Below are 24,891 nucleotides of genomic sequence, written 5' to 3'. Positions count from 1 at the left end.
ATGTTGACTATGGCTAAGGAAATTGAACGCAAATATCTACTTACCGGCTATCCAGATGATCTAACCATTACACGTACACAGGAGATTGATCAGACGTATCTTGCTTCTACCGAGAACGAATCGCTGCGTGTGCGCCGACTGCTCAGTAACGGCGAAGAAACCTTTACCATGACTCATAAAGCAGGTTCCGGCATCTCCCGCGATGAAACGGAATTTCAGATCGGCAGCGAACTGTACGAGCAATTGACTTCACGCTTACACGTCATTCCCTTGAAGAAAACACGGCATAAAGTAAAATGGGATGGTCATGCGTACGATCTGGATCTTTACCACAATACCGTGCAGCAAGGGCTTATTACTATTGAGATTGAATTTGACAGTGAAGAGCAATTTCATGCCTACACCGCACCTGACTGGTTTGGCGAAGATGTTACCGGGCAATCGCAATATGTAAACAGTCAGCTATGGGAACAGATTCAACAGCACCACAACTAAGTGTAGTTGAACATCTATCATCATTACCTCAAGCAATATATTCATTATTGGTTCCACTATTGCTAATCCAAAAGATGGCTACTGCAATCACTATCATGCAGTAACCATCTTAACCTTGCAAAAGTATTATCCATTCCCTTGTTCCAGACTGCGAATCTCGTCCAGCATGGAGCCGGGATTCGTATACGGACATTCACCGGTAAAATACCAATCGCCCAGCATGAATAGTAGTTCATACACATCGCGATAGTAATCGTCTGGATACGGATTCGCATGTCGGAATGCTTCATGGGATGACCAATTTTGAATAAAATGAATGACGAACCATAGTTCGCCCGCTGTCTTGCGATTCAATTGAGCGGCATTTTCAACAGAGATGATATATTCGTACATTTGCTTCAGCAATGTCAGTACATGCTGCGGTTCCCAGCATAGATCGACTCGTAATTTTAAAATAAACGATCCTTGCTCGCCATCGAGTTCATGTTGTAGTTGCGGTGGTGGCATAGCTGCCAACCCTTGACGGCGCGCACCGTCAGGTTGTTGCTGCATGGGATCGGGAACATCTTCGTTATTATCATTATCAAAATCCGGTCTTCGTGTCATCATATAATCTCCTGTCTGTCAGTGGATTCAGAATGGAATACATTGCTTCTTCATGATGAGAACATTCATTATGTACATACAAAGTACGCCTACGGTATAACGAAACAAATCAGCTATTAGAAATCTATGTCGAATTGCTAATTATCGCTTTTCTCATTATAACTGTTCGTAAAGTGAGATTCGAATAAGAGAACAAAGTACGAGCATGTTCTTATTGTGAATTTTTCATTTAATGAAACTTTAAATATAGCAATGGATCGTTTGAAAAGAGCCAAAATAGACACAGGAAAAGTCGGCGGAACCTGTTAAGGTTCTTCGCCGACTCCAATATTCCTATCGCTCGTAGTCATTTGCATAGGGAAGCGCATTGATCTGATTGGTGAGTCGATGGCTACAAATGCGAACAATTTCGTCTTTAATCTAAACGCATATTACTTGCTTGCACCCTGTTGCTGTAGTGCGAATACTTCGTCAATATGTTGAATGTGTTGCGGAGATAATTGCACATCCAGTGTCTTCAGGTTGTTATGCAGTTGACGTGTATCTTTGGTACCTGGAATGACGACATCAATCGGTGCACGAGTTAGATACCAGGCGAGTACCACATTGGCTACTTCGGTATTCAGCTCTTTGGCAATCTGATGCAGATGCTCGATTTTGGCTAAGTTCTTCTCATAATTGCCGTCTTTGAACAGCGGCTTTTTCTTCTGACTATCGCTTAGCTGCGTATCCTTGTTATATTTACCACCTAGCAGACCAGATGCCAATGGGAAGTAAGGAACAAATGATATTTTGTTTTCGATCAGATATGGGAAGTATTCCTGCTCTACTTCGCGTTCCAGCAAATTGTAATTGGATTGCAGCACATCTACATCGCCATGAATATTCGCTTCTTTGAGCTGTTCCAAGGAGAAGTTCGATACGCCGATAGAGCGGATTTTGCCCTCGTCTTTTAGCTTTTTTAATTCGCCGATGGCTTCGTCTTTTGGCGTGTGCTCATCTGGGAAATGAATATAATAGAGATCAATATGATCGGTTTGCAGACGCTTCAAACTGTTCTCCACCTGTGAACGCAGAAATGCGGGCGAATTATCAATTGTCGTCTGACCATCTTCGCCGATCTTATGCGCACCTTTGGTTGCGAGTACAACACTGTCACGCTTGCCGGTTTCCTTAAGTACTTCGCCAATCAAGCGCTCCGAATGCTCAGGACCATAAATATAAGCAGTATCTAGGAAGTTAATTCCCAGATCCAGCGCTTCACGAACGATATGTTTACCATCTTCGTCATTCAGGTTGGGGAACAGATTATGACCGCCAACCTTATTTGTTCCAAGTCCAATCGGTGTTACGAGCAGATCTGTGGTGCCAATACGTACTTGCTGTCTCATTCTGTACAATCTCCTTTCCGTCGTGCACGATATAGTTTGACTTACGTCGTCTATCATTGCATGATCCGCGCTATGATTCCTGTTTCATTATGATGAAGTTGAACGCGTACATTCGGAAACGGATCAGATATCTTAATGGATAAACGCTACGCAAGCTGTAACTTTTAATACCCTTGTTACTTTTTCGCTAAACATATCAAAAAGGAACAATCCACTATGCTGTGAGGACATAGCGATTATTCCTTTTCGATTATGTGCTAATATGAGCACGTATCTATTCGGTATATACCTTTACTCCAATATAAGTCACAATAAGCTGTTATTAATCTGTTACGCCTTATCTTTTCGAATCTGATACATTTACCTTTTTCACGCAGGATTACCGCCTGACGTATCTGTAACTGAAGCATCTACATCTTTGCCAAATGAACGGAATTTCTGTTCCACTTGCTCCAGTGTCAGCCCTCTCGTTTCAGGTAGGAACTTGATAATAAAGCCGAGAGCACCTATACCGAGCACCACAAACACATAAAATGTCCATGATAGTCCAATACTACCTGTCAAGATCGGGAACAGCAATCCAACCGAAAAGTTAACCATCCAGCTACAAAATACACTGATTCCCATACCGAAGCCGCGTAAACGTTGCGGGAATACTTCAGACAACATCAACCAAGTTACTGGCGATACTGCACCTTGTTGGAAGGCGAGGAATGTGACGGTCAATCCTAGAATGACGTATGGCAGAGCCGCTGTACCAGCCAGCATGTTGGAAAAGATCGCGATCAACAGCAATGCTGTAGTCGTACCGGCAAGACCTGTAATCAGCATCGGACGACGACCGACACGACCGACAAGCCACATGCCCAAGAAAGTTGCTGCCACCGAGATGACGCCATTCGCGATATTCCCGATAAGCGCCGCATTGGTTCCGAAACCGGACTCACGTAAAATCTCTGTACCATAATACATGATGGAGTTTACACCTGTAATCTGTTGTACAACCCCGATTCCGATACCAATCAGGACGATCCGGCGAATCCATGGCGTAGCCAGATCGCGGAAACTTGCCTGTTCTGTCTCTTCTTGCGCTTCTGCATTGGTTTTGATTTCGTTCAATTCGCGTTTTGCCTGTTTGATACTCCGCATCCGTTTCAAAATCCCAAATGCACGTTTATGTTCATCCTGCGTAACAAGCCAGCGCGGGCTTTCCGGTACACGGAACATACCGATAAACAGGAATACTGCTGGAATTGCCGCCATCGCCAGCATATAACGCCAGATATGACCATTGTGACCAAGTGTAGTGCCGAGAATAGCATTGAAGATAAAAGCGAGCAGCTGACCGCTAACAATCATCAGCTCATTCCGTGTGACGATACCCCCGCGTTGACTCGCAGGAGCAATCTCCGCCAGATACGACGGTACGGTAACCGATGCACCACCAACAGCCAGACCGAGAATCAAGCGACAGACGACCATAATCGGTACATTGGGCGCTAGCGCCGATCCAATGGTTGCACAGAAAAATAATACAGCCAGATAGCGAATACTTTGTCTGCGACCAATCGCATCCGCAAGTCGACCACCAAATACAGCGCCGAATGCAGCCCCTAACAGCAGAGAACTTGTTACCATCCCTTCCGTTAACGATGTCAGGTTTAGCTGATCTTTGGCAGACATGAACGGAAGTGCACCATTGATCACGCCTGTATCGTAACCAAACAACAAACCGCCAAGTGTGGAAATGAGAATAACTTTGCGTAGAAATGCCTTGCGACTTGCTTCATCGTTTTGTTCATTTTGAATCGTACTCATCAAACCACTCCTGTTTTCTGTATGTACCAACATGGCAACGACAACAACAATTGAAGACGTCAAGCGCTGCATTAGCCTGTCAGTGGAAGTATAAAAACATTAGCGGTTGCTCGTCAATTGTCTGAATAGATAGTTATACTTGTTCTATCGAATCTATTCTCCCAACAACTGATGGATCTTCCGCCAAACTGCTTTTTCGTGCAAATGAATATATTTTGATTATGTGATGATAGATTTACCCATTATATCATTTCAAATATACTCATCAGCAATCATCTATGTGTAAATATAACCAGTCTAGCATAGTTCTAATCATACCTTGCTTGCCGTCTTCGCATTTCGTACTACCTGCTCATATACAAGTAGCCGCATGAATGTATCATGCGGCTACTTGTATATTTACTTCTTCTTGTATATTCAATTCTTTGGGTGCAACGTAACCAGCCCTAGGATTACAATCTAAAACGTCCCATTACAATGGTGTTGTAATAATTCCCATCCGTTAGCAAGCGATCCCGCTTTAATACACCTTCAATCTCAAAGCCTACTTTTTTGTACATATCGATTGCTTTTACATTTGTTTCGATCACATGCAGCGTCATCTTTTGAATACCCGCTTCATCGGACCAGGCTACTGAACGATCTAACAGTTGTCTACCGATTCCATGTCCCCAGTAATCGCGAATCACACCAACGCCAAATTCCACCTTATGTGCCATTCGGCTAAGCGGGCTTCCCTCGCAACGAGAGTAGCCAACAATCCGTTCATTCGCTTCTGCCACTAGAAACAGATTGGTGGGATTGTCCTGATCGCTTTGGATCAAGGCAGCGAAGCCACCTGGGTCCATGTAGGCTTCGCCACGGCGACGATCCATGTTTTCTGTTTCTCCATCAATTTGTAGACGCACTTCTGCCAGATGATCTGCATCATCCGGTTGGGCGCAACGAATGACATAATTTAATCCTTTGATATCGTATACTTGCTCGCTAATCAGCATAGTAGAATTCCTCGTTTCCATCGATATAGGAACAAAAAGAGCTTCCCCAATGGAGGAAGCTCTTTTGTAGATCATAGGGATGTTATGTTGCCATATGCTCCATTAGCCTTCGATCAACAGTGTTTCTGGATCTTCCAGCAATTCTTTTACTTTTACCAGGAAGCTTACCGCTTCACTACCATCGATGATCCGGTGATCATACGATAGCGCGATATACATCATCGGACGGTTTTCCATACGTGTCTCGTCAATCGCAATCGGACGAAGCTGGATTTTGTGCATACCCAGAATACCGACCTGTGGCGCGTTCAAGATTGGCGTGGACAGCAGGGAACCGAATACACCACCGTTAGTGATCGTAAAGGTACCGCCTTGCAGCTCGGACAATGCCAGGCTGTTATTGCGCGCTTTGGATGCGAGGCTGGCGATTTCTTTTTCAATACCGGCGAAGCCCAGACGATCTGCATCGCGAACGACTGGTACAACCAGACCTTCCTTCGCAGATACGGCAATACCGATATCATAGTATTTTTTGATAATAACATCTTCACCATTGATTTCGGAGTTAACCATCGGATAAGCTTTCAGCGCACCGACAACTGCTTTGGTAAAGAAGGACATAAAGCCGAGACCGACATCATGTTTTTCTTTGAATTTGTCTTTGCGGCGTTTGCGCACATCGAGAATGGCAGTCATGTCCACTTCGTTAAATGTGGTCAACATCGCAGCATTGTGCTGTGCTTCTACGAGACGGTTCGCAATCGTGCGACGACGACGCGACATCGGTACGACATCTGCTGGTTTCGCCGGATTGCTATCCGCTGCTGGTGCTTTTGGCGCTGGTGGAGCTGGTTTGCTTGGCGGCGCACCGAGGTTCGTTGGCTTGTCGTCATGCTTGCGTACATCATCATGCTTCACACGTCCGATTGGGTCATTGCCCTGTACCGCATTCAGATCGATGCCGCGCTCACGTGCCAGCTTGCGTGCTGCCGGTGTAGCAATCGTATCGCTGTCCGGTTTGCCCGCCGCCGCTGCTGCCGCCAAATCTGTTTTGGACTCGCGAGCTTGCTCGTTAGCTGGTGCAGCAGGTGCTTCCGGTTTGGCTGGTGGCGCTTCTGGTGCTGCCGCCGGTGCTTTAGGAGCGCCTGTACCCGCGCCGATCACGCCGACTGATTCGCCGACTTGAACGGTATCGCCTTCCTGACGTGTGATCGATTCAATCACACCATCTTCTTCGGCACTGATTTCCAGATTGACTTTGTCCGTTTCCAGTTCCAACAGAACATCGCCCTGGCTGACCGTATCCCCTTCTTTCACAACCCATTTTGATACGGTTCCTTCGGTGATTGATTCGCCCATTTCCGGTACTTTAATTTCACTCACAGCTGTTACCTCCCAAGGGATATGTTTTTCAACGAATTTGGTTTGAGTGCTGATGTCAGGATGCGTTGTTGTTCAACTGCGTGAACGTGCTGGTAGCCGCTTGCCGGGCTGGAACGTTCCGGACGACCGATATAACTAACTTCAACGCCGTTAGACAACGCACGCAATCGGGAATCGGTATACGTCCAGTACCCCATGTTTTGCGGTTCTTCCTGTACCCAGATGATTTCTTGCAGGTTTTTGAAGCCGGACAGTACGCTCGTGATTTCTTCTTGCGGGAACGGATACAGCTGCTCCACACGAATAATATGCAACCAGGAGAAATCAGTATCTTTTTCCTTCTCCAGCGCTTCTTCAAGGTCAATTGCTACTTTACCAGTACATAAGAGTACACGTTCCACTGCATCTTTGTTGCCACCTAGACCCGCTTGTTCCAGAATCGGACGGAAGCTACCTTCGCTTAGCTCAGCAGCAGGAACCGTTACACGCTGGTTACGGATCAGACTTTTCGGCGCTACAACGACGAGTGGACGTGCTTCCTCCGTTTCCGTGCTCAGCGCTTGACGGCGCAGCAGATGGAAGTATTGGGAAGCAGATGTCAGATTGGCAATCGTAAAGTTCTCTTCAGCAGCCAGCTGCAAGAAACGCTCTGGACGTGCGCTAGAGTGTTCCGGTCCCATGCCTTCATAACCGTGTGGCAGCAGCATAACAAGACTCGATTTCTGTGTCCATTTGCTGCGTCCAGCCGAGATGAATTGGTCGATCAATACTTGACCAGCATTCACGAAGTCGCCGTATTGAGCTTCCCAGATGACCAGCGTCTCCGGTGCATACACATTGTAGCCGTATTCAAAACCGATCACAGCTGCTTCAGACAGCGGACTGTTATGAATGGCAAATGATGCCTTGGCTTCAGGTAAGCGATGCAGTGGGCAGAATTCTTCGCCTGTCTTCGCGTCATGCAGTACCAAGTTACGGTGTGCAAAGGTTGCACGCTCCGCATCCTGACCAGTAATACGAATCGGCTTGCCTTCTGCCAGAATGGATGCAAACGCCAGTGTCTCCGCATGTCCCCAATCGACGCGACCTTCTGGAGTCAGCGCATTACGACGACGTTCCAGAATACGTTGCAGTTTTGGATATACGCTGAAGTTTTCCGGCCAAGTCAATAGCCCTTCATTGATCTGATTCAATAACGGTGCAGCGATAGCAGTTTGGTTGGACGCTTTGGTTGCGCCTTCGCCTGCCGGATTGACTGGTCCAAATGCACTTTGCGTTTCATTCTGTTTTACTTCATCGTAGATGTTTTTCAGTTGATCTTGTACTTCGTTTTTGAAATCTTCGTATTTATCCGTTTGCGTAACACTGCGCTCAGCCAGACGTTTGCCATAAATAGAAGCAACGCGCAGATGATTTTTCACTTTGCCATACATGAGCGGTTGAGTTGTTTCTGGATCATCCGCTTCGTTGTGACCGTAACGGCGATACCCGATCAGATCGATCAGGAAATCCTTTTTAAACAGGCTGCGGTATTGCATTGCCAGCTCCGCTGCACGAATACAAGCTTCTGGATCATCCGCATTCACGTGTACGACCGGAATCTCATATCCTTTTGCCAGGTCACTCGCGTAATGCGTAGAACGAGAATCCTTGCTGTCGGTCGTGAATCCGAGACGGTTGTTGACGATGATGTGAATGGTACCGCCGTTTTGGAAGCCCGGCAGTTGGTTGAAGTTTAGCGTCTCCGCTACAATACCTTCACCAGCAAATGCTGCATCACCATGCATAATGATCGCTGCCGCTTTGTCCTTGTCCTGACGCGGATAGCCCTTCTCGCTGCGGTCATCTTGCGCCGCGCGGGTAAAGCCTTCCACAACCGGATTCACGTATTCCAAGTGACTCGGGTTATTCGCCAGTGTCAGGCGGGTGTCGTAGCTCTGATTGTCGCCAGTCAGTGAGTAACGTGCACCCAGATGGTATTTAACATCCCCCGTCCAGCCAAAGTTAATGCCCATCGAGCCTTCCGATGGAATCATGTCCTTGTTCGGGGAATGATGGAATTCAGAGAAAATTTTGGCGTATGGTTTGTTCAACACATGTGCCAGTACATTCAAACGACCACGGTGAGCCATACCCATCAATACGTGACGAGCGCCACCACGCGCAGCGATGCGCACGATCGTATCCAACATCGGTACGAGCGCGTCATTTCCTTCAATGGAAAAACGCTTTTGTCCTACAAATGTTTTGTGCAGAAATTCTTCAAATTGTTCCACTTCCACGAGACGATGCAGCAGCTCCACACGTTCTTCGTTGGTAAGGGTTTGCGAAGCAGAATTCGTTTCTACCTGACGGTTCAGCCAGTTACGCTCCTGCTCATCATGCACATGTGCAAATTCGTATGCCAGCGGACCAGTATACTTTTTGCGCAAAATCTGAATCGCTTCCCAGCCGTCTCTTGCTTCGTCCGGTGCATTTTCCCAGATCAATGATGCAGGAAGCTGCGCCAGATCGCGCTGACCGAGACCGTACTGCTCTGGATCAAGCAAACGCACATCAGATGGCGTGCTGAGTCCAAGCGGATCAATATCTGCTGCCAGATGCCCGTATGTACGGATGTTCCATACCAGCCGTTCTGCTGCAACCGCTTTCTTTAACAGATTGGTGTCTACTTTGCCCGGCGCACTTGTCCCACTTTCACCTGCTGTGTCAGAGATGGACGCTGCCGGAGCAACTGGTTCCCCATGACGTTCAAAAAGCTCACGGTATCCTTCTTCTACAGAATTAGGATCTTGTTTGTACTTTTCATACTGCTCTTGTACGTACCCCAGATTGGGTCCATAATACGATTGCCATAACGATGGTCTGTTCGATTCGTCGATTGTCATCGAGGATTCCCTCCGTCTTGAATTTTTTGTGAATATTTTTGTGACGGAATTGCAACACTTTTCATTATACCTCTATCTTATTAATCACAGAATAGCCTAAAATGGGACCATAAGCGAGGAAAAGCGACCCTGCATCAAGAAAACGTTTTCTTTGGTGTACATAAAGAATAATTTGGGTTTTTTAGCCCGATTATCACGGAATTTGAGTGCTGTACAAAAAAAACCAATTTTAACAAATCGTTCGTCTACCATTTGTCCGTAACATTGAGCATATTTCGAAGTAATACTGAGCTGTTCATGCCCCCTTGCTTCTGCTGTGATCCTGTTTACATTTCCCATTCTACACCAGTGAGTTACGAATTTCCAATTTTAATTTTTAGCCATTTTGTCCAAATCTAACCAGTTACAGCACTATGTTTATATTTACAATGGTAGTCGTATTTTGGGTAGCTTGTTTTGGATAAGGCAAAATTGTGTCTGAGTTCGTTATTTTTGTCATATGAATGATGTTTGTGTCTATGGTTTGAAGGAAAGGAAGTCCAGTAATATATCGCTCATACAGCAACAAGCCGCTCATTGGGATTGCGATGAGCGGCTTGTTGCTGTATGACAATAGGAAAAAGCATTTTCATCGTATCATCATAAGGTGCAAATAATGCTATAACGCGGACAATGGCTCCAGCCGCTTCGTCAGCAGCATATCCACATGCGGAATACCGTCCTCCAGATACGATTCCGAAATCGGATCGAATCCATAAGACCCATAAAATTTGCATAAATATTGTTGTGCTTGAATCTTGATCTCGGTTTCGTTTAATTGCTGCTGAATATAATCAATCGCGCGTGCAAATAACTCTCCTGCCAGCCCCTGCCCTCGATGAGACGCTCGTACAATCACTCGCCCAATCGATGCTTGCTTGTACGCGATACCCGGCGGCAGCAGACGCGCATACGCTACAATCTGCTCACCTTCCCATTTCAACAGATGATAACAATGCACATCCTTACCATCCACTTCTGGATACGGACAATTCTGTTCTACTACAAAAATATCCGTTCGCTCCTTCAAAATGCAATACAACTCCGTCGTACTCAATTCGTTAAAATGCTTAATATGCCATGTCATCGTCCCGCTTCACTTCTCCTCTATATCCAGATTGCTTTTTGAAATTATAGTACATTCCTTCGCATTTGAACAATACATCGTCAGCATCGCAGACAAAACGAAAAAAGCATGGCTGCCTTTCTTCATAGCCATGCTTTTTCGCAACAGATCATACGTTCACGTTTACCCCAATACCACTTTCACTTCATGCTCTTTGCCGTCTTGGAAATCAGGCAGAATATTTCCTTCAATGATCTTGCCATCTACAGTAATGGACTTCACGCCGCGAGATACGCCTGCGCTGTTATCCACATGGATCAGGTAAGTAGCACCGCGGAAATTACGACGGTAGCTGAATTCCGGCCATTCGGATGGAATGCTCGGATCGATCAACAGACCTTCATTCTCTGCGCGCACGCCCAGAATCCAGTTGGTTGCCATACGTTGCAGCCATTGGGAAGAACCGGTATACCATGTCCAGCCGCCACGACCGTAGTTTGGCGAAATCGGACCGTCGGAGTTACCCGGTGTTACATACGGTTCGCCAACATAGCTGTTTGGCTCGTGGGAACGGTTTGGCGGACAGATTTTGCTGTACGCTTCGTATGCTTTTTCCGGTTGACCAGCCAGTGTGTATGCCCAGACCGCCCATGTTGCAGCATGTGTATAGACACCGCCATTTTCACGCAGACCCGGTGCATAGCGTGTGATATAGCCGATATCACGACGAACTTTCGTATAAGCCGGATATAGCAGCAGTGAGCCGTAATCACGCAGCAGATGTTTGCTTACGCTCTCCATCGCCTGCTGACCGCGCTCCTCGTCCGCTACACCGGAAATGACCGCCCAAATTTGTGGGTTGAGGAAGATTTGACCTTCTTCGTTTTCTTTGGAACCGACTTTGAGACCGTCATCGGTAGTCGCTTGCAGATACCATTCGCCATCCCAGCCATGATCGTTAAGCGCCTTTTTCAGACTGCTTTGTACGTCCAGCATTTTATCGGCAAATGCTTGATCGCCACGTTTCGCAGCAACAGGAGCAAAGCTGCCCAGAATCATGTACAAGAACTCACCGACCCAGAAGCTTTCGCCTTTCCAATCGTAACCGATGGCACTCAGCCCATCGTTCCAGTCATGCTCACCCATCAGCGGTACACCGCGCGGGCTGAAACGTTTGAACGTCTTCTCAATGGCACGTTTGCAGTGCTCGTATACCGTCGCTTCGCCGCCATCGAGAAACGGCGTTACTTCGTCGAGAATATCGTAATCCTGTGTTTCCTTCAGATACGGATCGAGAATGAACGGCAGCCATAACAGGTCATCGGAACAACGTGTACGCGGACCGCCGCCTTTGATCGTGAACCACCAGTGCAGTACATCCCCTTCTTGGAATTGCTGAGATGCATGCATCAGAATCTGCTTGCGCATCAATTCCGGCTTGCTAGTTAGGAAAATTTGCGAATCCTGCAATTGGTCACGATAACCGTAGCCGGCACTCACTTGATAATAAGCCGTTTTGCCCCATAGGCGGCAGGAGATGGATTGATATTTTAACCAGACGTTGGTCATAATATTCATCGCTGGATCCGGCGTCTGAATCTCTTCCTGATCGATCAATTCACTCCAGAATTCATGCACTCTTGCCAGCGTACGATCCGCTGCTTCCACGCTTGTGTATTCTTTGATCAATGCGGCGGCGTCTTCTTTCTCGTGCTCGGCGGCACCAATGGTGAATACAACCGTATGAGATGCGCCCGGCTCTAACGTAAAGGCTACACGCAATGAAGCAGCTGCGTCGCCAAAGCGTCCGGTATGACCAGCCAATTCTTGATCCTGCATCGCCTGCGGACGAGCTTCCTCACCGTACATGCCGACAAATGACTCTTTGTCCGCATCATATGAGGATGGCTTTTCACTAGCTGCGTGGAAAGCGGTGTACGGCCAGCTTACATTGTTGCTGCGCCCTTTCTCATCCGGGAAGCCCCACAGGTATTTTTCCAATTGAATCGCGTTCAGATCGTCGCGGTATTCGGAATTCATAAAGATTTTGTGGAATTCGCGATGTTCATCCGGTGCAAAGCCCGGCGCCCATTCAAAATACGTTGTCGCATCTAACTCGCGCGTTTGTTCGCTGTTATTGGTAATTTTTAACTTTATTAATTCCAAAGGTGCATCCGGTGCAACGAATACAGTCATTTCGCTGCGGATTCCGTTTACCTGCTGCGTAAATACGCTATAGCCGATACCATGGCGTACTTCGTATTCTTCAAACTCTGCCATAACTGGCTTCCATGCTGCTGACCAGTACTGTCCAGAATTGCGATCGCGCAAGTATACGAATTTGCCCCATGAATCTTTGATCACATCTTGAAATAAACGAGTAATCCGGTTCTGACCGGCATTGCCCCGCCACGATGCGCCGCCGCCTGCCTGAGACACCATAAAGGAGTAATCACCGTTACTAATAATGTTGCTCCACGGACGCGGCGTACGCGGGTTAGTGATGACATATTCGCGCCCGTTGGCAGTGAAATAGCCATATTCATTTTGGAAAAGTGCATCGCTTGGTACTTGGTTTTGCTGGTTTTGTACAGTAGACATACTGAATCCCTCCGTAGTGTGTAAATTTCTGTATCTCTGTAGGTGGGTGTTCGTTATTGCGAACAATCGCATTGCATTGTTATGACTCTTATTTCATACCAGAAATGGTATAGCCTTCAATAATGTGACGCTGTGCGAAAATAAAGATAATCAGAATCGGGATGACCATAAACGATGCGCCCGCCATTTGGATAGCAAAGTCACCACCATATTGACCTTTCAGCAATTGCAGACCGACGGACAACGTATACAGGCTCTCGTCGTTCGCTACGATCAACGGCCACAGGAAGCTATTCCAGCCGCCGATAAAGGTCAGAATCCCTTGTACCGCAAAGATCGGTTTGGCAATCGGAATAATCAGCTGGAAGAAGGTACGAATCTCACCCGCTCCATCCAGACGCGATGCCTCGATCAGATCGTTCGGAATACTCGTCATAAACTGACGGAATAAGAAAATACCAAATGCGTTTACCATACCTGGCAGAACAATCCCCGCCATTGTATTGGTCAGATGCATTTCATTCAAAATCAGGTAGACCGGAATCATCGTTACCTGGGACGGAATCATCATCGTACCAAGTACGAGATAGTACAGTACGTTACGGCCCGGAAATTGGAACTTGGCAAACGCATAACCGGCTGCCGCATTGAGGAATAGTCCAATAAACGAGAAGAATACGATGATCAACGTATTGACCAGATATTTCTGGAAGTTCATTTCCGTAAACAATCGTTCAAAGTTGTGCAGCGTTGGCGCTTGCGGCCAGAAGCTCGGGGTTAGCGATGTAACCTCACTCTCCGGCTTGAACGATGACAGGATCATCCATACAAAAGGAATACACATGGCGATCGCACCGATCAGCAGAGCGACAACGATAATGCCTTTATAAACAGGTTTTATGCGAAGATCCATAACGGAACCTCCTCTCACAGTGTGCTCCGGCATCAGCTCATTCAGGCTGTTCGGATATCAATATTCGACATCGCTGTCTTTTTTGCGTGCTTTGAATTGAACAAGAGTGACTAAGATAATGATAACGAACAACACGATTGAACCTGCTGCTGCATAACCGAAATCACTGCGTTGGAAGCCCGTCTGGTAAATAAACAGCGCCATCGAGGTTGTTCCATTGAGCGGATCACCCTTCGTCATAACGAGTGGTTCTTCGAAGAATTGAATCCAACCGATCAGCGTCGTGATCGATACGAAGAATGTCGCGAATCCAAGCAGCGGAACCGTAATACGCATCAGCTGTTGCCAGCGGCTAGCACCGTCAATCTGTGCCGCTTCATAATACGTACGCGGAATGCCCTGCAATGCTGCCAGGAAGATGATCATGTTCAGACCAATCGCTTTCCACACCGCCATGATGATCAAGGAAAACTTGGCGATTGTCGGGTCTTGCAGCCAGCGTACTGGCGAGATACCAACCGCTTCGAGCATATGGTTGATCAGACCGTACTGGGAGTTGTACAGATAGCCCCAGATTACGGCAATCGCTACGATATTCGTAATGGAAGGCATGTAGTAAATGACGCGGAACGTTTTGAAAATCCAGCTCGTACCCTGATTGATCAGAATCGCAATCGCCATCGAAACGATAACGACAAGCGGAACACCTACCACGACATAGATCAGCGTATTGAACATGGATTTGCGGAATACCGCATCACCGAACAACTGGACAAAGTTCTGTACACCATTGAACTCAATGTTGGACCAGTCAGCCAGCCCTGCCAGATTCATATTGGTAAAGCTGATAAACACAGCAACCAGAATCGGTATAAATGAGAAAATAAAAAGAATGATTAACGTCGGCGCAATGAACAGGTACGGGTACTTGTACTTCGCCAACGACTGCCAGGCCTTTTGCATATTCTGTTCCCTCCTTTACGGAAGATGGTCTTCCGGTGGAACGGCATCTCCCGGCTGCATTCACAGCACGGGAGCGTCGTTCTGTACCTTAAATTGCTTCATGCACGTTGTAACGATACAGCTTACTTTTGCAGTAAGGCGTCTGCTTGTGTATTGAGATCTTCCATTTGTGTATTCACATCTGTGCCACCAACGACAATTTGTTGCAGCGCTGCTTTGATCAGCTGACCAACTGCTTCCCATTGTGGTACAAATGGAGAAGGACGAGATGTTTCCATTTGATCACGGAATGTGCTGATTTGCTCGCCATCGAGTGCTTTGTCATCCCATGCTTTCAGCGTGGACGGAAGGTCTTTGGACAGTTTGTAGTATTCAATCTGGTTCGCAGGGTCACTCATGAACGATACGAATTTCACAGCATCGTCTTTGTTCGCTGCACTACTGAATACGCTCCAGTTGGAACCGCCCAGTACAGATGCGCTTTTGCCGCCTTCTTCTTTGGCAGGAATGACTGCTGTCGCCCATTTGCCATCGATTTGTGGCACCGTTTCGTGAATCTGGTTAATCGACCACGGACCGCTGAAGAACATCGGGATAATACCTTGACCGAAAGCTGGCAACAGCTGCATATCGCTCTGCGTTGGAGCTGCACCGTCTTTGTAGAAGCTGGTCAGATAGTTTACCGCTTCAATATACGGCTGTTGGTTGAATTGTGCTTTGTTATCGCTACCAATCACTTCACTACCGTTTTCCCAAGCAAATGGCAGTGTGAATGCCGCATCCTGATTATCCAACAGAATACCGTAGTTGCCGTTGCCGCGTGCTGCCAGTTTGTCGGCTGCATCTTTCAGCTCATCCCAGGTTTTCGGTGCTTGATCATAACCTACTTCTTTGAGCAAGTCCGTACGATAGTACAGGACGCGAGTTTCCATATACCATGGGATCGCGATCAGCTTGTTGTCGTATGTCATCGTTTCACGTGCGCCTTCAAAGAAGTTCTCTTGTTTCAGGTTCGGATACTGATCCACATAGGAAGTCAGATCCAGCAATGCACCTGCATTGGCAAACTCGGGAATCCAGGTCATTCCCATTTGGATTACGTCAGGACCATTTTTGGAAGCGACTGCGGTCAACAACTTGTCATGCGCCGAATCCCAAGGAATCTGCTGTACCTGTACATCGATATCCGGGTTTGCTTTTTCAAAAGCTGCAACCATATCCGGCAACGAGCCACCTTCACCGCCCATACCCCACACTTTCAAAATCCGTTTTCCATCCGCGGTTGTTGTCTCTTCTTTACCGCATCCAGCCAGTATGAGTGAAAATACGAGCATACATACAATCGTGGATTTCCATAATTTAGCCATTCGTGGGCCACCTCTTTATTTATATTTGGATGAAAAATTACAGCAAAGATGCCGTTCGGATTACGAATAAGCGCGGAATCAGGACGTACGGCAAAATCTTCGCCGGTACACAGAATCAAACGATAATCCTTACTTGCTGTGGTCGATGCCTGCGTCCATGACGACTACAGATCATCAGACCCCCCTTTTCAATCAGTTGCATCTGGTGCAGTGTGACAGGACGACAGGTTTAATTGCCACTTTGAAGCGTAGAATCAGCTTGCTCATTCAATTGATCCAATTGGGTCTGAATATCCTCGCCGCCGACAACGATCTGGTCAAATGCGTCGGAAATTTGCTTCGCAATAGTTTCCCATTCTTTGACCGATGGTGTGGAGCGCGCCGTATCCATCTGGGTACGGAACGTCTGGATATTCGGGCTGTCCTGAAATGCTTTGTCATCCCATGCTTTGGTCGTGGATGGCAAATCTTGAGTCAGCTCATACCATTTCACCTGAGTCGCCGGATCGTTCAAATACGAGATGAATTTCACAGCATCTTCGGTGTTCTTGGAACTGCTGAATACGGACAGATTCGAACCACCGAGTACGGATGCGCTTTCACCACCCTGCTCTTTGGCAGGAATGACTGCCGTTCCCCATTGATCTGGCTTCAGTTCCGGCAATTCGGTTTTGATCTGGTTCACAGTCCATGGACCGCTAATAAACATAGGCAGAATGCCTTCACCGAACGACGGAATCAGCTGCATATCACTCTGGGTTGGAGCAATGCCTTCTTTGAAAAAGCTACTTAAATATTGAATCGTCTCCACATAAGGAGGCTGGTTCAACTGTGCCTGGTTGTTGCTGTTAATCACTTCGCTGCCATTCTCCCATGCAAAAGGAAGAGTAAACAGCTGATCCTTACTATCCAGCAGGATACCGTAATTGCCATTCCCGCGTGCAGCCAGCTTGGTCGCTGCATCTTTCAACTCATCCCATGTTTGAGGAGCTTTATTATAGCCAACCTGCTGCAATAGATCCTTGCGGTAGAACAATACGCGTGTATCAATGTACCAAGGAATACCGACCAGTTTGTCATTATAGGTCATCTTAGTACGGGCACCTTCGAAATAATTATCCGCTTTCAAATTCGGATATTTATCCACATAGGAAGTCAGATCTTGTAAAGCGCCAGCATCGGCAAATTCCGGAATCCAGCTCATTCCCATCTGTACTACATCCGGTCCGCTTTGCGAAGCGACCGCTGTCAGCAGCTTGTCATGTGCGTTATCCCATGGAATGGATTGCACTTCCACCTTGATGTCCGGGTTTTTCGCTTCAAAATCCGATGCCATCTGTGCCAGTGCCGTACCTTCAGCACCCATGCCCCATACTTTCAGTATCCGTTTGCCTTCGGAGGTTGTGGTCTGCTCCTGACCGCCAGAACATCCAGCAAGCAGGAAGGAAAAGATCAGCAGACCCGATACCGCCGGTTTCCACCATGTTTTCATCAGGTACACCTCTTTTTCAGTTCATTCGGACAGTGCCACGAATGACGAGTTCAGTATCTAGTGTGTAATGCTTGGCAACCGATTCTCCTTTTAAAATCTGGAAAATCAGATGCACAGCGAGCGCGCCGACTTCATAATCTGGCTGCCGCACCGTTGTCAGTGCAGGTGTTAGGAAACGAGCCTGAACAATATCATCGAAGCCGACCACCGAGATATCTTCCGGCACCCGGATGCCTGCCTCATTCAGAGCGGTGATGCCACCCAGTGCCATCTCATCGTTAGCGAAAAATACCGCCTCCGGTAGATCGCCCTGTGCAATCATCAGCTTGACTGCACGATAGCCGCCTTCCTCCGTAAAGTTACCAACCAGATTCCAGCGCGGCTCGATCGTTAATCCATGCTGCTGCATCGCCTGCGAGAATCCATTGTACCGATCCTTATTATGCTTGCTGCTAGCCGGGCCAGATACAAACGCGATACGACGATGACCGCTCTCAATCAAATAATTGGTAGCAAGTAAGCCACCCTTCTCATGATCAGCTTCTACATAACAGAGGCTCTCATGCTCCAACCGGCGATCCAGCATGACGATTGGAAAGCCTTCCCGTGCCGATTCCATAATCGTTCGATCTGGAATGTTATGAGCGAGAATAATCGCTCCGTCTACCCGTTTCTCCTTGATGAACTTTACCGCTGTCGATGTATCCCCTCCAATGGAACTGCAAGCAATCAGGTCATAGCCATTGTTCAGGCTAACTTCCTGTACACCCTTGATCAGACTGGAATAATACGGACCGGACAAATCACTCAGCAGCAAAGCAATCGTATTGGTGCGGGAGCGCTTCAGATCGGAAGCAATTCCGTTCTTCTGATAATTCAACTCACGGGCAGCTTCCAGCACCCTGCCTCGCGTCTTTGAACTTACACGGCCAATTCCATTCAGCGCATAAGACGCTGTCGATACCGCCACACCCGCCAGAGCGGCTACGTCTTTGATCGTTGCCCCCATCTCTGCTCACCCCTGTTCCTTGAAAATGGTTTCAACATATCGAAACGTTTCGATTTAAGACTAAAATGCACTTCTGTATTTATTTGGAAAATACAGTTTTAGATAGCGAAAGCAACTTTTAATTTGTGATTTTTGGCTCAAAACAACAAATTTACCCTTATCGACTTCAAAAATAGTCATGATGGCGGCTGCTAAACAGAATTTGAAATTCCGTTCATTTGTCGAAACGTTTCTACAACGATATTATAGCGCTGCGTGTAACCGATTTCAACTGGTTTTGAAAAAATTTTGTTATTTTGTCGAAGCATGTTTCCTGAAACAGAGGATTACATGGCGGTGTCATGCGGAAATGATACTATTGCGGGTCGGATATATCTAGCTGTTCATTGCTAATCGTGATGGATTATCCTGATCATTGTATGTAAATAAATGGATGGAACGCGCTGAATCTAATACATATACTGTCGAATATAGTACAACATGGATCCATCGCTGCCGCTTGGCATCATCAATTCCCATTACGGCACGATCTATCCCAAAAAGACATATCACCCTCGTTCTATCAATCGAAAATGATCAATATGATCCTGCAATCCCTCTGCCTGTAATATCCGTACTTGCTCACGTCCAAGCAGATCAAAATGCGGATATCGATCCCGATGATGAATATAACGTGGATTTAGCCCATACGATTGACACCATTCCCGTAACCGCTGAAGATCGCTACAGCCTACTTTCGTAACTGTACGTATTCCCGGAAATCGTTCATCAATCCAGTAATGCGTCAAAAAGGCGATCTTGCCCGCCTCCACTTGTCGCTTCCAGTCATTCAATTGTGTTCTGTTGATTCCAAATGCCATATGCGTTCGTATCACCTTTCCCGGCTGTACCAACCCGTGAAAAGGAACAGCTGCTCCCAACGGGCATCACTGTTCCTTATCTATGCTACTGTTATGATTGTAAATGCTGTACGATCAGCGGACAATATCTGAATCGTCTTGGGAATCGCCTTCAGGATACGCATTCTGACTCGAAGAAGAACGTTTGGTCGCTTCGCCATCCTTTTCTTCCTTACGTTCCAGCTTCAGATCCTCTACCGGAATTGAATCGACCGTTTGCTCTGACTCGAAGCGATCAAATAAACTTTCATTTTCAGTTGGATACTGTTCGGCATTGTCGCGCTTGCCTGCCTGATTTTGTACTTTGTCATTTTTACGCGGTTCTGTCATGTTTCCCATCTCCTTTGCGGATTCGGCTTGTTGCTGCATATCCGGCATTGCCGGCGAACCGTATTACTGTTCTTTTACCTCTACAATTGGAAATGAAACAGGAAGTTGACATTTACGTCCCATCAAACAAAAACCGCCCTACTGAACTAGTATGAGCGAAACGTCATGATCTGTAATGAATCGACAAATACATGCGTTGTGTCCCTACTAGCTGGTAGAGCGGTTAAAGCATTTGTTAGACGTATACCTTCATATTAGAGTTACACTTTCACAACCGAAAGAGTAAACAATGATTACTACTGCAATGATTTAGAAATAAGCGCCCCAGACACATACCGGTTTGGATACTTCTACACTTTTGCCAGTATAACTCAGCTTGCCACTCTCACTATCGATTGCAAACACAACGATGTTGTTGCCGTCGCGGTTAGCTACCAGCGCATATTTGCCACCTGGCAGCAGTGAGAAGTGACGTGGATGACCACCTTCGGTCGATACATGCTGTACCAGCGTCAGTTCGCCAGTCTCGCTGTTCACAGCGTACTGTACGATGCTGTCATGGCCACGGTTCGAGCCATACAGATAACGACCATCTTCCGAAATGGCAATCTCTGCACAGCCATTGAAGCCATCGTAGTCAGCAGGCAATGTCGGAATACTCTGTACTTCGTTCAGCACACCCGCATCATAACGATAGGAAGTGACTGTCGAGTTCAACTCATTGATCACAAACGCAAACTGACCGTTTGGATGGAATACGAGGTGACGCGGTCCTGCGCCCGGTGTTGCCGCTACATCAACTGTAAATTTCAATTCGTTCGATTCTGGCTTCAGTTCATACGTACGCACACGATCCAGACCGAGATCCTGTACGATCAAGTATTTGCCAGATGGATCGAAAAAGGTAGAGTGTGGATGTGGACGATCCTGATTTTGCGGATCAACACTGTGCCCTTCATGCTGATGCACGTCCAGCAGCTCGCCTACACTGCCATCTTCTTTTAGCGAAATCAAACCGACCATACCGCCATGATAGCTGACCATTGTCAAATAACGGTTGTCGTCGGAACGTTGAATATGGCATGGTGGACCATCGATTGTTCGAACACGATTCAGCAGTTCCAGCTTACCGGTAGCTGCATCAATTGCAAATGCAGCTGCTTCGCCGCCTTTGCCTTTTGCACCCGTTTCAGATACGGTCTCACCGAGTGCATACAGACGTTTGGACGCTGCATCCACATTCAGGAAGGTTGGATTCTGGATACCGGAAAAGGAATCCGTCGCTGTCAATTCACCAGTTTGTTCATTACATTCATACACATATACGCCAGAATCAGCAGCTTCTGCATAAGAGCCCGCAAACACGAGCAAACGTTGAGATGGATTAGCCATACTATTCTCCTCCAATAAGTTACCTGTTTTTGTTATACCAACTCCGTGATGGCTGCAAAGGCAGATATATCATATATCTGCATAACAGCACGTACTTTTGCGAAACACCCTATTATATAACTTAACCGTTGTGACCGAAAAAATCAAAAATTTCCTCTTCCTTGTTTCCATATATACAGGAATTGGAATTTCAATTACACTAAAATTAATATACAACCTAATAGGATAACGTCTTCAGATCCATCATGATCAGAATGGAGTGAGTGTGATGTTTATTCGTAAATGGATGATCGGACTCACCGGTGCACTGCTGATTGCTGCACCGGGTAATGCTCTTGCTTTTGACGATCTGGAACAAACTAACGGCAGAGAGGAGATCCAATACTTGAAAACTCATGACATCATTGCTGGTATCACCGGAACCGAATTTCAACCGGATGCACCATTGACCAATGCGCAAGGTGTTGCCTTTCTAGTGAAAGGTTTGGATTTGAATATCGACAATCTCTGGTTTATCAAGGCTCCTAAGGCAAGCGACTATTTTACCGGGATGGATGATAGCGCATGGTATAGCACGGATATGATGATTGCCCAGTTGAACGGACTCGAACTGGCGCAAACTATCGATACGAGCGCTACGATGAGTCGGGTGCAGTTTGCCTCTTTGCTGTGGCAAGGTGTTGAGCAGCTTGACCCGGATATTCATGAATCTGGCGGCGCAACCGGTGCCTTGCAAGATGAGGCGATAACAATCAAAGATGATGACTCACTAAACGATTCTCAGCGCGATGTCCTGTCTCAAGTCATCGACAGCGATATTGCCAGCGTGGATGCAGAAGGCAACTTCCGCCCAGATGTACCGATTACGCGCGCAGAAGCAGCAGTAATGCTGTACAATGCTCTGGAGCTGACTGGCAAAATCCAGCCGAATGCAGACAATCAAGCGGACGATACTCATTCTGCTGATGCGAAGGTGGATGACAGTAAGTAATGGTTACTACTGGTTTGCATATGAATACTTTGGATTTGAATACGGGTGTACGAATAATACAATGACGTTGTGCGCTAAAGCTCTTTCTTTTCAAACGTTCTGAGAACTATGTAATACCCTTGTAGATATGTACCATCTACGAGAGAACAATTGAATAAAAATCCAAATATTACTATTACTGATCTTCCTATAATGTATATAGCCAAAGCCATCCCTAAGATGCAAACCAATACAGGTTTAACTCGGGGATGGCTTTGTGTTTGGCTTTGTGTTTGGCTTTGTGTTTGGCTTTGTGTTTGGCTTTGTGTTTGGCTTTGTGTTTGGCTTTGTGTTTGGCTTTGTGTTTGGCTTTGTGTTTGGCTTTGTGTTTGGCTTTGTGCCGTGATTGTTTCTGTGTATGAATCCTTCCAATATAGCAATACTCAGATTTCTTCTGATGTAATCGCATATAACACATGGTCTTCCCAGTTACCATTGATGCAGAGATAGCGCTCCGCCAGTCCCTCGCGACGAAAGCCCGATTTTTCTAACACACGACTGGATGGCATATTCCACGTCATCACACCTGCTTGCAGACGATGCAATCCCGCTTCCCGAAAAGCAAACTGCACACACCAGCGCACTGCTTCTGTCGCATACCCCTGTCCATGATGCCGCGTATCTACAAAATAGCCGATATTCGCATTTTGAAAAGGTCCGCGCGATACTCCGCTCATTTCGATTCTGCCAATGAGCTGCCCCGTATCATTTGTAAACATGCCGAATGTGTACCCAATACCTTGCTCATACTGCAATTGCCCATTCGCCAGCAACTCATGCTGAGTCTCGATGGTCCAATAATGCTCCGGTCGAATCGGATCGTATCTGCTCATATATTCGCGATTATCCAGCCGAAGCTGTAACAACGCCTCCGCATGTTCCGGTGTGAGTGGGCGGATCACAATAGAGCTGTGTACTTCCTCTAATTCGTTATTCATAATATGTAAACCTCCAACTATCGAATTCTTTATCATTATATCAGATGCTTGACAAGCGAAGACAAAGTGTATCCCGATGTATCATCTTCATATGTACAATATTGCTTTCAGATCTACATAATTAAAAAATCCAAGGATTTTTCCATTCACTTACACATCTACATCCAGTAAATCCATTCACTCTCTACCCTAACAGTTCACAAATCATATAACACTATAGTAGAATGCATCAGAACCAATATATAGAACATGACTGCTCACATTCGTCTCAACACTTTACTCACAAATTCATTGCGCTCAAAATGGAGGATCAATTTTGAAATTAAATATTGAACATTATCACACGTATATTACTAAATATATAAATCATCTGCATATTGAGAAGAACCTTTCCAACAAGTCAATCAAAGCATATGTATCAGACCTCAATCGTTTATCCATTTGGCTTCACGAACATAAATTCGAGTATATTACTGAAGAGATTATTCATCTGTACTTTGCAGAATTAAGTCAACATAGTACGTTGAAAGACTCAACCATTAAACGAAAATATATTACGTTCAAAAGCTTTTTCGCGTATATGGCTCAGAAGAAATGGATCAAAGCATCCCCGCTAATTCATCTAGGCAAAAAGTTTAAAACGGCGAAACGGATTCCAAAAACATTACCGCCTAATGAAATCAAACGCCTATTGGCTGCTCCCCAACAAGATCGTTCTGTAAAAAAAAGTCCGTTTAGTACGAGACTGAATATTCGCAATGATGCTATCATCGATCTCCTTTTCTCAACAGGTATTCGTATAGGAGAATTAGTACAAATCAGCTTAAAAGATATTGATCTTCGAAATCGATCAATTATTATATTTGGTAAAGGACGAAAAGAACGTTTACTTTACCTATCCAGTAAAGAATTAATTGATAAAATTCAAACTTGGTTGAAAATCAGGCAGGAATTTAGTCCTAGAAGTGAAGCATTGTTTTTGAATAAGTACGGCGATCGTTTATCTATTTACGGAATTGAAGATATTTTCGCAAAGTATAAACAAATGGCGAAAATCAACAGTAGTGCAACTCCACATTATCTTCGCCATTCCTTTGCTACTCAGTTATTAGAGAATGGCGCTGATTTACGTGCTGTGCAAGAGATTTTGGGGCATTCTAGTGTGAGTACAACGGAGATTTATACTGAAGTTTCGATAAAAAGAAAACGAGCAGTTTTAGCAAAATACAATCCAAGGAATAAAATAGAGACCTCCAAATAACTATATATTATC

21 protein-coding genes are annotated in these 24,891 nt (G+C 46.1%); 4 read left to right on the top strand and 17 right to left on the bottom strand.

Going from position 1 to position 24,891, the window contains the following annotated elements; genetic code table 11:
- Positions 1–9: 9 nt before the first annotated feature.
- Entirely contained in the window at positions 10–495 is a 486-nt protein-coding gene (locus ACDE64_RS09485; protein ID WP_411349799.1) for a CYTH domain-containing protein, read from the top strand.
- A 126-nt stretch (positions 496–621) separates the two neighbouring features.
- Here the strand turns inward: ACDE64_RS09485 and ACDE64_RS09480 are convergent, their stop codons facing one another.
- The 16 genes from ACDE64_RS09480 to ACDE64_RS09405 all read right to left on the bottom strand — a co-directional run bounded on the left by ACDE64_RS09480 (position 622) and on the right by ACDE64_RS09405 (position 21,650).
- Entirely contained in the window at positions 622–1,104 is a 483-nt protein-coding gene (locus ACDE64_RS09480; RefSeq protein ID WP_411346220.1) for a hypothetical protein, read from the bottom strand.
- Between the two features lie 428 nt (positions 1,105–1,532).
- Positions 1,533–2,492 (bottom strand): aldo/keto reductase, encoded by a 960-nt coding sequence (locus ACDE64_RS09475; protein ID WP_411349798.1) that lies wholly within the window; start codon positions 2,490–2,492, stop codon positions 1,533–1,535.
- 369 nt (positions 2,493–2,861) lie between these two features.
- On the bottom strand, positions 2,862–4,310 hold the full coding sequence (locus ACDE64_RS09470; protein ID WP_411349796.1) for a sugar porter family MFS transporter: 1,449 nt from the start codon (positions 4,308–4,310) through the stop codon (positions 2,862–2,864).
- 452 nt (positions 4,311–4,762) lie between these two features.
- Positions 4,763–5,308 (bottom strand): GNAT family N-acetyltransferase, encoded by a 546-nt coding sequence (locus ACDE64_RS09465; RefSeq protein WP_411349795.1) that lies wholly within the window; start codon positions 5,306–5,308, stop codon positions 4,763–4,765.
- A 102-nt stretch (positions 5,309–5,410) separates the two neighbouring features.
- Entirely contained in the window at positions 5,411–6,691 is a 1,281-nt protein-coding gene (odhB, locus tag ACDE64_RS09460) for a 2-oxoglutarate dehydrogenase complex dihydrolipoyllysine-residue succinyltransferase (protein ID WP_411349794.1), read from the bottom strand.
- A gap of 5 nt (positions 6,692–6,696) precedes the next feature.
- Complete coding sequence (locus ACDE64_RS09455) at positions 6,697–9,579, bottom strand: 2-oxoglutarate dehydrogenase E1 component (protein ID WP_411349793.1); 2,883 nt, start codon at positions 9,577–9,579, stop codon at positions 6,697–6,699.
- A 658-nt stretch (positions 9,580–10,237) separates the two neighbouring features.
- On the bottom strand, positions 10,238–10,705 hold the full coding sequence (locus tag ACDE64_RS09450; RefSeq protein WP_411349792.1) for a GNAT family N-acetyltransferase: 468 nt from the start codon (positions 10,703–10,705) through the stop codon (positions 10,238–10,240).
- Between the two features lie 162 nt (positions 10,706–10,867).
- Positions 10,868–13,285, bottom strand: a complete 2,418-nt coding sequence (locus tag ACDE64_RS09445; protein ID WP_411349791.1) for a GH36-type glycosyl hydrolase domain-containing protein — start codon at positions 13,283–13,285, stop codon at positions 10,868–10,870.
- An 88-nt stretch (positions 13,286–13,373) separates the two neighbouring features.
- A complete protein-coding gene (locus tag ACDE64_RS09440) occupies positions 13,374–14,198 on the bottom strand; it encodes a carbohydrate ABC transporter permease (RefSeq protein ID WP_411346211.1) in 825 nt (274 codons plus the stop codon).
- Positions 14,199–14,255: 57 nt separating this feature from the next.
- Complete coding sequence (locus ACDE64_RS09435) at positions 14,256–15,161, bottom strand: carbohydrate ABC transporter permease (protein ID WP_411346210.1); 906 nt, start codon at positions 15,159–15,161, stop codon at positions 14,256–14,258.
- Positions 15,162–15,283: 122 nt separating this feature from the next.
- Positions 15,284–16,528 carry a sugar ABC transporter substrate-binding protein gene (locus ACDE64_RS09430; RefSeq protein ID WP_411349790.1) on the bottom strand — a complete coding sequence of 415 codons (1,245 nt, stop codon included), beginning with the start codon at positions 16,526–16,528 and terminating at the stop codon, positions 15,284–15,286.
- Positions 16,529–16,757: 229 nt separating this feature from the next.
- Entirely contained in the window at positions 16,758–18,020 is a 1,263-nt protein-coding gene (locus ACDE64_RS09425; protein WP_411349789.1) for a sugar ABC transporter substrate-binding protein, read from the bottom strand.
- 16 nt (positions 18,021–18,036) lie between these two features.
- Entirely contained in the window at positions 18,037–19,029 is a 993-nt protein-coding gene (locus ACDE64_RS09420; RefSeq protein WP_411346207.1) for a LacI family DNA-binding transcriptional regulator, read from the bottom strand.
- A 548-nt stretch (positions 19,030–19,577) separates the two neighbouring features.
- Positions 19,578–19,889, bottom strand: a complete 312-nt coding sequence (locus ACDE64_RS09415; RefSeq protein ID WP_411349788.1) for a hypothetical protein — start codon at positions 19,887–19,889, stop codon at positions 19,578–19,580.
- A gap of 114 nt (positions 19,890–20,003) precedes the next feature.
- Entirely contained in the window at positions 20,004–20,258 is a 255-nt protein-coding gene (locus tag ACDE64_RS09410) for a hypothetical protein (RefSeq protein ID WP_411349787.1), read from the bottom strand.
- 309 nt (positions 20,259–20,567) lie between these two features.
- Positions 20,568–21,650, bottom strand: coding sequence for a lactonase family protein (locus ACDE64_RS09405; protein ID WP_411349786.1), 1,083 nt, complete (start codon positions 21,648–21,650; stop codon positions 20,568–20,570).
- 268 nt (positions 21,651–21,918) lie between these two features.
- Between ACDE64_RS09405 and ACDE64_RS09400 the strand changes: the two genes are divergently transcribed.
- Together ACDE64_RS09400 and ACDE64_RS09395 are read left to right on the top strand one after the other, a co-directional pair.
- Positions 21,919–22,641 carry an S-layer homology domain-containing protein gene (locus tag ACDE64_RS09400; RefSeq protein ID WP_411349785.1) on the top strand — a complete coding sequence of 241 codons (723 nt, stop codon included), beginning with the start codon at positions 21,919–21,921 and terminating at the stop codon, positions 22,639–22,641.
- Between the two features lie 256 nt (positions 22,642–22,897).
- Positions 22,898–23,026, top strand: a complete 129-nt coding sequence (locus tag ACDE64_RS09395) for a hypothetical protein (RefSeq protein WP_411349784.1) — start codon at positions 22,898–22,900, stop codon at positions 23,024–23,026.
- A gap of 37 nt (positions 23,027–23,063) precedes the next feature.
- Here ACDE64_RS09395 and ACDE64_RS09390 read toward each other — a convergent pair whose 3' ends face one another.
- Positions 23,064–23,618 carry a GNAT family N-acetyltransferase gene (locus ACDE64_RS09390; protein WP_411349783.1) on the bottom strand — a complete coding sequence of 185 codons (555 nt, stop codon included), beginning with the start codon at positions 23,616–23,618 and terminating at the stop codon, positions 23,064–23,066.
- A gap of 316 nt (positions 23,619–23,934) precedes the next feature.
- Between ACDE64_RS09390 and ACDE64_RS09385 the strand changes: the two genes are divergently transcribed.
- Positions 23,935–24,879: a tyrosine-type recombinase/integrase gene (locus tag ACDE64_RS09385; protein ID WP_411349782.1), complete on the top strand. Its 945-nt coding sequence runs from the start codon at positions 23,935–23,937 to the stop codon at positions 24,877–24,879.
- The last annotated feature ends 12 nt before the right edge of the window (positions 24,880–24,891 follow it).

Origin of the sequence: Paenibacillus sp. WLX2291 (genome assembly GCF_046603665.1) — a bacterium.
In the GTDB taxonomy this organism is placed as follows: Bacteria; Bacillota; Bacilli; order Paenibacillales; family Paenibacillaceae; genus Saccharibacillus.
This window is presented reverse-complemented; position numbering and strand designations above follow the sequence as displayed.